The following is a 12,130-nucleotide window of genomic DNA, read 5'->3' as shown; positions in this document are numbered from 1 at the left end:
CAAAATTCAATAAAAGATAACTAACGTTACAGACCCTCTTGGCGGCCTTCCATTTCGCTTTGCGAGTCTTCTACGCCGCTGACATAGCGCAGCCAGGCGCGCAAGATCTGGGCAATCCCCTGCAAAAGCAGCAGCGCCGGTCCCAGAAGCAGAAAGGTCTTCAGCAAAAAAAGCGCTGGAATGCCGCCGCTTTCCTGTGACTGTTCCAGGCGCAACCAGGACTGAAGGACATAGGGAGCGCAATAGTAGAGAGCGACCAGGCAGATGGGGAGGAGCAACAACAGACCGCCCAGCAAATCGACCAGCGCGCGGTGACGCACACTGCGATCGTGATAGAAGATATCGACGCGAACATGGTCGCCGCGCAGCAGCGCGTAGCCTATGGCGACCATGAAAGCGCCGGCGTGCAAATAGACCGCTGCTTCTTGTAAGAATACGGCGCCAAAATTGAAGAGGTAGCGAAGGATAGCGATCAGAAAGACCAGCACAGCCATGGCCAGCAAGAGCCAGGCGGCGGCGCGTCCAACGTTGACGTTGACTGCATCAATGCCGGCAATGAGCCAGCGCAGCCGCTTCAGCGACGAGTCCTTCATGGCTGCGACCCCGTCAGGGAACGCGCCACAGAATAGCCTTCTTCGCCGATGCGCGCCCAGGCCATGGCGTCCTTGCGGAAGGCGCGATAGGAGTCGAAAACTTTGCGTGAAAGCGCGTCTTTCCCGGCGATTGCCGCGGTCACCTCATCGCTGATGCGCGCCAGGGCCGCCAGGGTGTCATCAGAGAAACGGCGCAGCAGTACGCCATGTTTTTGTACCAGCTCGGTCAGGGCGTGGTTGTTGCGCGCCGTAAACTCTGAAAGCACGTCATCGTAGGCGGCCGAGCAAGCGTAGCGCAGCAGCGACTGATCTTGCTCGGAAAGCTCCTCAAATAGTTTACGATTGATTAGCAATTCCATAGCCGTGGCCGGCTCGTGCCAGCCCGGCCAGTAGTAATACTTCGCCGCTTTGTAGAAGCCAAAGGCCAGATCGTTGTAGGGGCCGACCCATTCGGTGGCGTCGATGGCGCCGCTCTGCAAGGCCTGGAAAATCTCGCCGCCCGGCAGCTGTACTACCGTCGCGCCAGCCTGGCGAATGACATCGCCGCCGAGGCCCGGCATGCGCATCTTGAGCCCGCGCCAATCGGACAGCGAGCGAATCTCGCGGCGAAACCAGCCTCCCATCTGTACGCCGGTATTGCCGCAGGCAAAGGCCTTCAGATTGAAGGGGGCGTAGAGTTCGTCCCACAATTGCTGTCCGCCGCCGTAGCGAATCCAGCCGCTCATTTCCTGAGCGTTGAGTCCAAAGGGCACGGCCGCAAAGAACTGCGCCGCCTCGCTTTTTCCCTTCCAGTAATACGCGGCGCCATGCCCCAGATCGGCTACGCCGTTAGCCACCGCATCAAAGCACTCGAGGGCAGGCACCAGTTCGCCGGCCGCATAGACTCGCACCTGAATACGGCCGCCGCTCATTTCCTCGATGGATTGCGCCAGTCGATTGGCGCCGGCCCCAAGGCCTGGAAAATTCTTAGGCCAGGTTGTGACCATCCGCAAACGATACGATTTGCCTGAACGGGAGGCAGCGCCGGCGCTTCCCGATTTACATGCGCCGGCAAGGCCAAGGCCGGCAAGACCCGCGGCTGCCGCCGCGCTACGGCTGAGGAACTCTCGTCTTCGCATGATACGAAGGGCGCCGCGGCGCCTGGGAGGCGGTCAAGGAAAGAAGCGCGGAGCAGCCCTGCTCTGGCGCGTATTCTTTGGGCGCGACTGGCAGCGCTTGCACGTCCCGCGGATCTGCAGCTGCCGTTCGCTGGCGGCGCCCAGATGTTTGACGGCGGCCGGCAAACGCAGCGCATCGAATTCGCTCCAGGGAAAATCGAAAAGCGCGCCGCAAGAATCGCATACAAAATGATGATGGCGTTCGGTGTTCAGATCGTAGCGCAGGCCGTCGCCTCCCACCTGCACCGATCCCAGCAGTTTCCAGCGCTCAAATAGCGAGAGCGTGCGGTAGACAGTATCGCGCGAGATGCTGGGGTGCTCGGCATGCAGGCGCTGGAAAACGGCGTCGACCGTGGGATGATCGCCCTCTTGCTGCACTGCCTGGTAGATAGCCCTTCGCTGCATGGTAACCTTGACGCCATGCTTTCGACAGATTTCGGCAAAGGCTTCCATGGGATGTATCGATTCCGGCTGACGCCCGAGGTATTTCAAAAGAAGCCTACTGGCCGGGGCCGCTTCAATCAGTTTTTGCGAGCCAGCAGCCTCAGTACGGCGCCTTCCCCATCATGGTAGATTCCTTCGCGGAGCGTAAGAATCTCTTCAGACAATCGAAGGAATTCAAAGTCAGGAAATTCCTGGCGCAGTTCCTCCGCAGAAAATAACATCGGCAACTCGCGCGGACCGCCAACGCGCGGATTGCGATCGACGTATTGAAGGTGGTTCTTGCTGAAGGCCTCGAGAATCAGATGTCCGCCAGGGCGCAGTGCGGCTGCCAGCTGGCGATGCAGTTCGGCGCGAATAGCCGCTGGAAAATGGGCATAAATCAAGGCCATAGCATCGAAGGATGCGGGCGCATAGGATAGCGCGGAAAACTCCCCGACCTGAAAGTCGATGACAACCTGCTTTTCAGCCGCCAGCTGCAGCGCCTTCTTTTGACCCTCGCTGCTAATATCAAAAGAATAAACCTGCCAGCCAAGGCCTGCCGCATAGACTCCATTGCGGCCTTCGCCGTCGGCCGGCAGCAGAATCCGGCCCGGAGCGAGCTGCGGCAGCTGCTGGCAAAGAAAGTCATTCGGTTCTTTGCCAAAAGCAAATTGTGGATCCCGGTAACGATCCTCCCAGCGCTGTAACCAGGACTTGTCCATAGCCGATTTTCACGGAAGGCGGTCTGGTCGCAAGCTTTGCAACAGCTCAATCCAGAGCGCGAAAGAGCTCCAGCGATTGGGTCTTGCCGCGCAGGCTGGCAAGGCCCACGCTGCGACAGCGTGGACGTTCCGACTCTGCAAGCCTGGCAACGGCATCGGCGGAAATCAAGAAGGTAGTCTTGTATTCCTTGCAGGCCGACTGGATGCGCGCGGCGGCATTGACCGTATCCCCCCAGTAGCCGATTTCGCGGCGCTGGTCGCCGATTTCTCCGGTTATGACCTTGCCGCAATGCAGACCGGCGGTAAAGTTTGCCGGCGTTCCGTATTCACGGTTAAACTCTTCGGCGCGAAGCTCCAACTGCAAAGCGATCTCTTCCACGCATTGCAGCGCCCGTGAACATCTGTCGGCAGTCCAGACCAGAATGGCGCCATCGCCGAGGTATTTGTAAAGCGTTCCGTCATAGTAGAGACAACACGAATCAACAATGGCGTGGAATTCATTGATCATCCTGAAGAAACGCGCTGATCCCAGACGTTCGGCAATGCCAGTGGAGGAGCTGAGGTCGATGAAGAGGAATGCGCACTCGGTTTCAAATGCCTGGTGGTAGCGACCGGAGACGATGGCCCCCACTACGCCAGGTCCTGCCAGGCTGCGCACGACGCTGGAGAGCGACATGGTAACCGCGAGAAATCCAGAGAGACCAAAGGCCAGAGCCAGTTGCGACGAATCCAGCAATCGATCCGGGAAAACCACGGAGCCTACCAGAAAGTAGACGGCCATGGTAACAGCGATCAGCAGGCCGCCGCTGAGCAACAGAAAGGCGTAGTACGGCATCTTGCGAAAATGCGCGGGATTGACCAGAGTAAAATTGAGCAAGAACAGCGTGGCCGGAATCAACGAACCGATTACCAACCCGGAAAGCGCTCCCAGCGGCGCCGACTCCAGCAGCGGCAGATCGGGGTAGGCGATGGCGGTAGCCGCGGCGCTGACCACCGCGCTGACAATTCCGCTGAACAGCGAAGCATTCAATGCTGTGCGCAGAGTCTTGCTGCGAATCTTGCGTTCAATTCTGATCGTGGATGACATTCCCTGCCTTTCTCAGCGGGTCCCTTCGAAAACTTCCTGCAGGCCAAGCTCGAGTTGCTCGGCAAGCGGGCCGACGCCGCGCACTACATATGTTCCTGATTCTCGGCGATCATAGGAGATATCGGAGGTCAAGCGCTCCGACTGCACATCGATCGTCCGCACTCGCAGTCGAAGATCGCTTCCGCCTTCCCAGGACAGCAGACAGGGACGCAGGATCAGGATCGGTCCAAGCTCTTCTATACGCAGGACAACAATTTGATCGATGGGCCGACCATAGGATCGGGCCTGCAGTAGGAGTTCAGCATCGGAAAGTTCAAGCGCCGAGCGCTCGCTGACGTTTTCTACAATCCCGACGGCGTGAAGGCAGCTGCGCCCCCCAAAATAGGCGCTGATGGCCTTGCGCGCAATCTCCTCGCGCAGCGTCGGCTCCTTCTGATTCGCGCGCCAGGCGCTCCCCCAGAATACCAGGCTCTGCTGAACTGTATCCTGATCGGCGCAAAGCGGCGGTTGGCGTCCCAGGGCGTGTACCGTCGTTTGCGGCGTAGCGCAGTGCAGGGAAAAGAAGGAAATTAACAGCCATCCCCAGGTCGGGCGGCGGAACAGAAGCAGGGATGGCGTCCCCGCAGCAGGTTGAGGCATAAGCGCTTTCGATTCGGGGCCTCGCGGCCTGCATCCGGCAAGTGTTATTTCCGCCGGAGAGCCGGGCCTTCCGCCATTCCCCTGGTCGATTTCTGCTCGCCACTCAATACGATTTATGCTTATTTCGGAATACTTCTTATTTGGAGCTACAGCTATGGCAGAAAGCAAATGCCCCTTCCATCACACCGGCGGCGGGGGAACCTCAAACCGCGATTGGTGGCCCAATCGCTTGAATCTGGATATTCTGCGGCAACAGTCGGAAAAGGCCAACCCGATGGGGGCCGATTTTGACTACGCACGCGAATTCAAAAGTCTGGATTACGCAGCGCTGAAAAAGGATATCGCGGCGTTGATGACACAATCGCAGGATTGGTGGCCGGCGGACTTTGGCCACTATGGTCCGCTCTTCATCCGCATGGCCTGGCATAGCGCGGGAACCTACCGCACCGGCGACGGCCGCGGCGGCGGCGGCACAGGCAGCCAGCGCTTTGCTCCGCTCAATAGCTGGCCAGACAACGTGAACCTTGATAAAGCCCGTCGATTGCTGTGGCCAATCAAACAGAAATACGGACGTAAGATCTCCTGGGCCGATCTGATGATCCTCACGGGCAATGTCGCCCTGGAAACAATGGGTTTCAAAACTTTCGGCTTTGGCGGCGGCCGCGTCGACATCTGGGAACCGCTGAAGGACATTTACTGGGGTAAAGAGAAGAAGTGGCTGGAGGACCAGCGCTACGAAGGCGAGCGCCAGCTGGAGAATCCGCTGGCAGCGGTGCAGATGGGACTGATCTACGTAAACCCCGAGGGACCGAATGGCAATCCCGATCCGCTGGCGGCGGCCAGAGACATCCGTGAAACCTTTGCGCGCATGGCGATGAACGATGAAGAGACCGTCGCCTTGATTGCCGGCGGACACAGTTTTGGGAAGTCGCATGGCGCCGGTCCGGCCAGCGCCGTGGGACCAGAGCCGGAGGCCGCTGGAATTGAGGAACAGGGATTGGGCTGGAGTAGCTCCCACGGCAGGGGCAAAGGAGGCGACACAATTACCAGCGGACTGGAACTCGCCTGGACAACGACGCCCACAAAGTGGAGCAACAATTTCTTTGAAAATCTGTTTCAGTATGATTGGGAGTTAACAAAGAGTCCGGCAGGCGCTCATCAGTGGGTACCGAAGGGCGGCGCTGGCGCCGGCGCTATACCGGATGCACACGACCCATCGAAGCGTCATGTGCCGGCGATGCTGACCACCGATCTGGCGCTGCGCGTCGACCCGGCCTATGAGAAGATCTCGCGCAGCTTTCTGGAAAATCCGGACAGGTTTGCTTCGGCTTTCGCCCGCGCCTGGTTCAAACTGACGCACCGTGATATGGGCCCGCGCGCTCGCTACCTGGGACCGGAGGTTCCGGCGGAAGCATTGCTCTGGCAGGATCCGATCCCGGAAGTAAATCATGAGCTTGTCGATGCAAAGGACATCGACGCCTTGAAAGCGAAGGCGCTGGGCGCAGGCCTGTCCATCGGTCGTCTGGTAGCGACAGCCTGGGCTTCCGCATCGACCTTTCGCGGTTCGGATATGCGCGGCGGCGCAAATGGCGCACGCATCCGACTGGCGCCGCAGAAGGACTGGCCGTCGAATGAACCGGCGGAACTTGACCGGACGCTGAGCGTATTGGAAAAAATCCAGACGGAGTTCAATTCGTCGCAAAGCGGAAAAAAGAGAATCTCACTGGCCGATCTAATTGTTCTGGCTGGTTGCGCAGCGGTGGAGAAGGCGGCAAGCAAAGCCGGGCACAAGCTGAGCGTTCCCTTTCGTCCGGGTCGCATGGACGCTTCGCAAGCGCAAACTGACGTCGAATCCTTTGGCGTGCTGGCGCCCATTGCGGATGGCTTTCGCAACTACGCCAAAGAACGCTATGCAGTTTCGGCAGAGGAGCTGCTGGTCGACCGGGCGCAGCTGCTGACGCTGACGCCGCCGGAGATGACGGCGCTGGTGGGCGGGCTGCGCGTGCTGGGCGCAAACTATGGCGACTCCAAACATGGCGTCTTCACGTCGCGACTGGAAACGCTCAGTCAGGACTTCTTCGTCAACCTGCTGGACATGAAGACGGCCTGGAAAGCGAAGTCCAACGAGCAGGAAGTATTCGAAGGCGTGGATCGCAATAGCGGCGCCGTGAAGTGGACGGCCACTCGCGTCGACCTGGTATTCGGATCGAACTCCGAATTGCGCGCGTTGGCCGAGGTCTACGCGGCTGCTGATTCCGGAGAGAAGTTTGCAAGAGACTTCATTGCCGCGTGGAACAAGGTGATGGAGCTGGATCGCTTCGATTTACATTGAGTCCTTGGGGCTCAGGCAGCTCTTGAAACGCGAGGGCGAGCGAAGATGATTTGCTCGCCCTTTTTTTTTGCCGCAACTCGCCTCAGCTCAGCGCGGCTGGGCGGCGTCCGGCTGATTCTCAGACAAGGCGACAAGGAAATGCAGCGCCATATTGCGCATTGTAGTCAGTGCGATCGTCACCGGCATATCGTGGCCATCCGAATACAGTAACATCAGCGGATGAAACCAGGTCGTATAGTGGTCCTCAAATCGTCGCTGTGCTTGCAGCCGGCCATCGTGGTAATATTCGGCAACCAGCAAAAGGTCGGTTCTATTGCGCACAGGAATCAATGTCAGACTGATGAGATGCAGCGACACCATGCAGAATCCGCTGATCTTGCCGGTAGACTCCGTTTCGTATTTCAGCACCATGGCATCGCCGCTGGGGGGAACCTTTTGAATTACTGTCGGCTGCCAGCCGCGATGGCGCAGAAGCGCCTCCAGATCCGGCACAAGCAGCGTCTGGTATACGGAAGGTCCCTGCTCGTTGCGGTTCCAGACTTGCAGCTGCAGAGCAAGGGGACGCGGTCCCTCGGCCAAAGGCGACGCGTCCTCTGAAACAATGTTTGTCAGCTCGCCGCCGGAGAAGGTGGCAGCGCAGGCTGCCAGAAAAACGACGACTAAGGCGGCAGGAAACAGGCTGGATTTCATCTCAATGCTTCATAGCGACCGAACATTTGAGAATTCAAGCAGTATTAGGTTCCTGGAATCCAGGCGCCCACTGGCGCATTCAGCTCAGATTCGAACCTTCTTATCTACATCCCGGGCGCCGGATCGGCGATCAAGTCTGCGCTCGCTGCTCTTCTTCCGTTAACGGGCGAATCAGTATCTCCACACAACCGGTGGGTTCTGCTCCCAGCGGAGTAATATGCGCTTCCTCATATTGGTCAGCGCCTGGATTTGTGATGCGCTGATGAGTGGTCCGGCCGATTTGATGTTGAGGGGCGAGGCCGGGAAAATTGCTATCCTCCAGGATCAGGTCGTAATCGCAGTCCGAGATCCAGTGAATCCGCTCGCGGACATAGTAGGACTCCTGGAAACGGTGCATTTCGTACCCAGCATAGCGAACAAAGCTGGATCGAAAGTCGGAGCATACGTTTTCAAAGTGGCCGGTTCGAAATCTCGAGCAGGCGGACGCTGCTACAGAAAGCGGTGCGGACGGCTGCGGCGCATCTGCCGTAACCAATGCACAGGAGGCCGGAGATAGTAATGCAGCAGCAATAATTGCAGGAATTGGAGCGGCAATTTTCATAGTAATACCTGTTGGCACAACCTTACTTCATTTGGGGTCTGCCTTGCTCTGTTCCAGCACTATTTGCACCTCCGCCAGCCGCTGCCTGGCCCGACCGCTCCCGGTTCCAGTCGCCGCCCGAGGAATGCGCTGCGCGCCGCTTGCTGCGCCACTCCAGTAAGGCGCCGACAGCCAGTAATCCAGTACAGAGCGCAACCAGCGGCCAGCGTCGCATATCTTGAAACAACGCAATCGCGCCGGCGCCAAAGGCCCCTGCCAGGGCGACGCCCAGAAAGATATAGGTAGCCGAGCGGCGAAGGGCCCACAATGCAGCGGAAATGCATACGAATAGCGCAAGGAAAAGGTGGCTCGTAAGCCAGGGATTCATTTGCAAAATTTGAGATATTGAGCCTATCCAGAAGCGGTTGTGCAAACGAGACCACAGGTTGATATAGGGAATGGTTTGGATCCAGCCAAGAACTGTCCAGCTCACGATGAGGAACATCCTGGTTGAATTACTTACGGTCGCCGCACCAACGCTTTGCACGGCGCCGGGACGATAGGGCGATTCCCCGGAATCAAATTCGCTGCTCATTGCTATGTTGAATGTTGCGCCAGCGGCAGCAGCCTGCAAGCGCTAACAATGCAGCGCAGCAGTTACTCTTGTTGAAGGTTGCGTATCTCCGGCGGCGCGCGGACAGCAAGAACACAATCGCGGCCGTTTGCGGCCAGTAAAGAAACAAACTCAATACGGCTTTGAACCATGTAGCGATCGATTTCTTGATCGTCGCCGGACCTCGGACCAAGTTCAAGCTGGGCAAGCAATTGTCGCTGAAGCGGCGCATCAAGCTGGCAGACGGCGGGCGTTTCGCCGCCTGGAACCAGAAAGTAGAAAAATTCGGCAGGCGGATCTTCGGGCGTAACGGGCGAACCGCACCAGCCGCCCAGGGGAAAGGGCGGAAATGTTTCGTAGGCGGCGCCGGCGTAGCCGAAGCCAAAATAGGCAAAACCGTACCAGGGATTGCTCATGGCCAGGGCGTATATCGCATAAGCGTCGAGACTAAGAACGCCAACGATGGCGGCGATCAGCCCCGTCGGGCCCCAGGCTGCGCGTCGGTCGTAAGGATCGATGCCGCGGGCAAAGTCCCCGCAGGCCGAATCAAGATCGGCAAGCGCCGGTCGATCATCCAGCCTACGGCGCAATGCGGCCGAAAAGCAGGAGCTGCAAATAGACAGCAGTTGCAGGCAGCAAAGAAGGCAAATCAGAACAATCCGAGAACGAGGCATGGCCGATCGGAAACGATCTCGTTTGACGACGCAGAAGTTGGGAATGTTCGCTTTGCGCGGTCCTTTCTAATCGCAGGGTTGCGGTCAATCGAGCAACGCTCGTAGCGACTCGGCATCCGCCGCAAAATCAATTGCCGCAACCCTGCCATTCACGAATCGCAGAACCGTCACCTGATCCGAACGCTGCGGAAAGGCCGCGCCGCCAGAATCGTCGCGAATCAGATACACCGGATAGGAATAGTCGCGCATGCGCGGCAAGGCTACAAGCCTGGTAATGATCAAGGGCATACGATGGATGTCAGCAACGATGGCGGCGTTCTTTTGCTGCAGCAACTCCGCGCCATTGGTTTGAAATACTTCATGAACCACTTCGCCGCCTTTGCGCGTGGCGGTGAAGAGCAGAAGTTTCAGGACAAGGCCGGAATTCCAGGCGCGGTCATGCTGGTCATTGATCTGCAGCGCAGGCAAAGGATCGCCTACAGCAATTGCGCCCCTGGTCTGCATTGGCGTCGACGAACAGGCCAGCCCAAAAGCAAAGATGGAAGCAGGGAGGACCCGTAGTTTCATCTGGCAGAAGTGCATTGGCTGTTTGTGGCGTCATTCGACTTTGCCTGTACCGCCGCCCTCCGCGCGCCACGTATTGCAGCCTATGCGTGGCGCCCGTCGTCCTTTGACGGCGGCCGCGTCAGCCAGATCAGCGCCAGAATGAGCGCGCTGCTTGGCCCTCAAGAAAAGCGAGCAGTGTTCTGTTAAATTCTTCAGTGTGTTCAAACATCGGAAGATGTCCGCAGCGGTCCATCAGATGCAATTTGGCCCCGGGCAGGGCCTTTGCCACGACGCTGGCATGATCGGCCGGAATAACGTGATCCTGCTTTCCCCAGATCGCCAGCAGCGGCCGGCGGATGGTCGGCAGCTCCTCGGTATTTGGAACATACATACTTTCCTTCTGACCGGACAGTTGCACGTTGGCGCGCAGCGTCCGGAGGAAGGCCTGCTGCGCCCCAGGTATGGAGTTCATAGCAAAATCAATCTGGATCATCTCCTCGGTAATTGTAGTTCCCTCGTGCATGCCCATGCGAATGGCCGTCCGCGAACCGGCCAGCGAAGGGCGCGTAAAGAGTTCGCCAAGGCCAGGGATGGTCGCCAGACGCAAAAAGATACTGCCCTCTTTGCCGAGGCCCGCGCTGCCGACCAGAGCAAGTCGATCTACCAGATGCGGATGACGCAAAGTGAGGCGGGTGCTGATGGCGCCGCCCAGCGAATGACCGACGATATGCGCCTTGCGCAACTTGAGCGCGTCCATGAATTCGGCAACGAAACCGGCCAGATATTCGATGGTGTAGGGCAGATCGAGCGGCTTGTCCGTTCGGCCATGGCCAGGCAGATCGACGGCGAGAACTCTGTGATGCAAAGCCAGCGCTTCAAAAGTCGGCGTCCAGGATTCCACATAGCCGCCGATGCCGTGGATCAGTAGTACGGGCGCGCCGCGACGGCCCTTGCTCCAGTAACGGGTCTTGATATCGCCGACCTGTATATAGCGATCTTCTGGAAAGACTGTCATCTTTGTTCGGAGGCTCCTCGGCCGTCGCACTCTGTCAAATTGCTCCCAGAAAAAGTCAAAGCGCGCCGGGCGCCGCGCCCTGAAACACAACGAAACGGCCGGCAATCGCCGTCTTGTGCCTCTCCGCCCATTGGTCAAAACATTGCCGCGTTTCACAGGCCAGCCAGGTGTTGAAGATATAGCTGCTGGCGCCGGCGCCTTTGACGGAAAGCGTGATCATCTGGTCGAACGATTCCTGCTGCGCCGTGTGAATGCGGACTTGTTGCAATAAAGCCGATTGGACCAGCGGACCCATCGTCGCGCTGGAGATCGATTCCGTCTTCAAAACTTCGACAATACGTCCCGCGCTGCGATGCTGCTCGGCATCGGCTCGCTGAAATTCAGCCGGAGTTTCGGTTGAGGGGCGGATGATTACAAAGATCCTTCGATCTGCATTCTGAAAACCGGCGCTTTTTGGCCAGAGAACCAGGGAAATTCCCTCCAGCGGATTGAGGGCGTGTTGCCACCCTTCGGGAAGCGGCATCGCGTAGTTGGGACAGGGCGTCTGATTCATGACAAGAATCGTGGCTGCGGAATCCGCAACTGAGATCGTCGCTTGCGACGGAAGCGCACAGGCGGAAACAAATGCAAAAACAGGAGACGCCACGACAGGAAGGAGTTTCTGAAATCGGCTACGAGGGGATACTCTCATCTGAAAAGCTCTCCAGGACGGTGCGGCAGCATACCGTGGCAGCCAACCAGGCGCCGCGGCTTCGCAAAGTCGAGCGCAAAGTCAAGCTGGAACAAGGCCCCAGTCAATAGCTCAATCTACAAAATCGACGCGACCCTTGCCTGGTTTGTAGTAGTAATAGTCATCACGGCCGAGGGCGTACTCAAAACACGCATACTCAATCGATTCGTTTTCTGGCGATGGCTTCGCAGCCATTGTCATGAACAGGCAGGCGTCGATCCAGTAATTGCGCTCGGTGCGACAATGGCCGCAGGAAAATTTGATATCGATTCTGGTGTGACCGTCGTAGTAGTCTGCTTTGGAATGGCAGGCGGTTACAAGCAAGAGCA

15 protein-coding genes are annotated in these 12,130 nt (G+C 58.2%); 1 reads left to right on the top strand and 14 read right to left on the bottom strand.

What is annotated here, in order from left to right; genetic code table 11:
- Positions 1–26: 26 nt before the first annotated feature.
- From K1X75_14290 to K1X75_14265, 6 genes are all read right to left on the bottom strand, one after another.
- The gene (locus K1X75_14290) at positions 27–593 is read right to left on the bottom strand and encodes a TRAP transporter small permease subunit (GenBank protein ID MBX7059232.1); all 567 of its coding nucleotides are present in this window, start codon (positions 591–593) and stop codon (positions 27–29) included.
- The gene (locus K1X75_14285; GenBank protein ID MBX7059231.1) at positions 590–1,579 is read right to left on the bottom strand and encodes a TRAP transporter substrate-binding protein; all 990 of its coding nucleotides are present in this window, start codon (positions 1,577–1,579) and stop codon (positions 590–592) included. The genes K1X75_14290 and K1X75_14285 overlap by 4 nt, the downstream gene beginning before the upstream one ends.
- Before the next feature lie 165 nt (positions 1,580–1,744).
- Positions 1,745–2,203, bottom strand: coding sequence for a transcriptional repressor (locus tag K1X75_14280; GenBank protein MBX7059230.1), 459 nt, complete (start codon positions 2,201–2,203; stop codon positions 1,745–1,747).
- A 68-nt stretch (positions 2,204–2,271) separates the two neighbouring features.
- A complete protein-coding gene (locus tag K1X75_14275) occupies positions 2,272–2,895 on the bottom strand; it encodes a class I SAM-dependent methyltransferase (protein ID MBX7059229.1) in 624 nt (207 codons plus the stop codon).
- Between the two features lie 46 nt (positions 2,896–2,941).
- A complete protein-coding gene (locus K1X75_14270) occupies positions 2,942–3,982 on the bottom strand; it encodes an adenylate/guanylate cyclase domain-containing protein (GenBank protein MBX7059228.1) in 1,041 nt (346 codons plus the stop codon).
- A 12-nt stretch (positions 3,983–3,994) separates the two neighbouring features.
- Entirely contained in the window at positions 3,995–4,621 is a 627-nt protein-coding gene (locus K1X75_14265) for a hypothetical protein (GenBank protein ID MBX7059227.1), read from the bottom strand.
- Positions 4,622–4,775: 154 nt separating this feature from the next.
- On the opposite strand from K1X75_14265, the gene katG reads away from it, so the two are divergent.
- On the top strand, positions 4,776–6,953 hold the full coding sequence (gene katG / locus K1X75_14260; protein ID MBX7059226.1) for a catalase/peroxidase HPI: 2,178 nt from the start codon (positions 4,776–4,778) through the stop codon (positions 6,951–6,953).
- Between the two features lie 87 nt (positions 6,954–7,040).
- Here katG and K1X75_14255 read toward each other — a convergent pair whose 3' ends face one another.
- From K1X75_14255 to K1X75_14220, 8 genes are all read right to left on the bottom strand, one after another.
- Positions 7,041–7,643, bottom strand: a complete 603-nt coding sequence (locus K1X75_14255) for a hypothetical protein (GenBank protein MBX7059225.1) — start codon at positions 7,641–7,643, stop codon at positions 7,041–7,043.
- A 130-nt stretch (positions 7,644–7,773) separates the two neighbouring features.
- The gene (locus K1X75_14250) at positions 7,774–8,040 is read right to left on the bottom strand and encodes a hypothetical protein (GenBank protein ID MBX7059224.1); all 267 of its coding nucleotides are present in this window, start codon (positions 8,038–8,040) and stop codon (positions 7,774–7,776) included.
- 226 nt (positions 8,041–8,266) lie between these two features.
- Positions 8,267–8,818: a hypothetical protein gene (locus K1X75_14245; protein MBX7059223.1), complete on the bottom strand. Its 552-nt coding sequence runs from the start codon at positions 8,816–8,818 to the stop codon at positions 8,267–8,269.
- Between the two features lie 62 nt (positions 8,819–8,880).
- Positions 8,881–9,426, bottom strand: a complete 546-nt coding sequence (locus K1X75_14240; protein ID MBX7059222.1) for a hypothetical protein — start codon at positions 9,424–9,426, stop codon at positions 8,881–8,883.
- Positions 9,427–9,594: 168 nt separating this feature from the next.
- Complete coding sequence (locus K1X75_14235; protein ID MBX7059221.1) at positions 9,595–10,077, bottom strand: hypothetical protein; 483 nt, start codon at positions 10,075–10,077, stop codon at positions 9,595–9,597.
- 127 nt (positions 10,078–10,204) lie between these two features.
- Positions 10,205–11,071: an alpha/beta fold hydrolase gene (locus tag K1X75_14230; GenBank protein MBX7059220.1), complete on the bottom strand. Its 867-nt coding sequence runs from the start codon at positions 11,069–11,071 to the stop codon at positions 10,205–10,207.
- Between the two features lie 55 nt (positions 11,072–11,126).
- Positions 11,127–11,624, bottom strand: coding sequence for a hypothetical protein (locus K1X75_14225; protein ID MBX7059219.1), 498 nt, complete (start codon positions 11,622–11,624; stop codon positions 11,127–11,129).
- A gap of 249 nt (positions 11,625–11,873) precedes the next feature.
- Positions 11,874–12,130 (bottom strand): hypothetical protein (locus tag K1X75_14220; GenBank protein ID MBX7059218.1); only part of this gene is annotated, 257 nt, incomplete at its 5' end.

The sequence above is a fragment of the Leptospirales bacterium genome (assembly GCA_019694655.1).
GTDB lineage: Bacteria > Spirochaetota > Leptospiria > Leptospirales > Leptonemataceae > SSF53.
The sequence above is the reverse complement of the archived record's forward strand: the minus strand, read 5'-3'. Positions and strand labels throughout refer to the sequence as shown.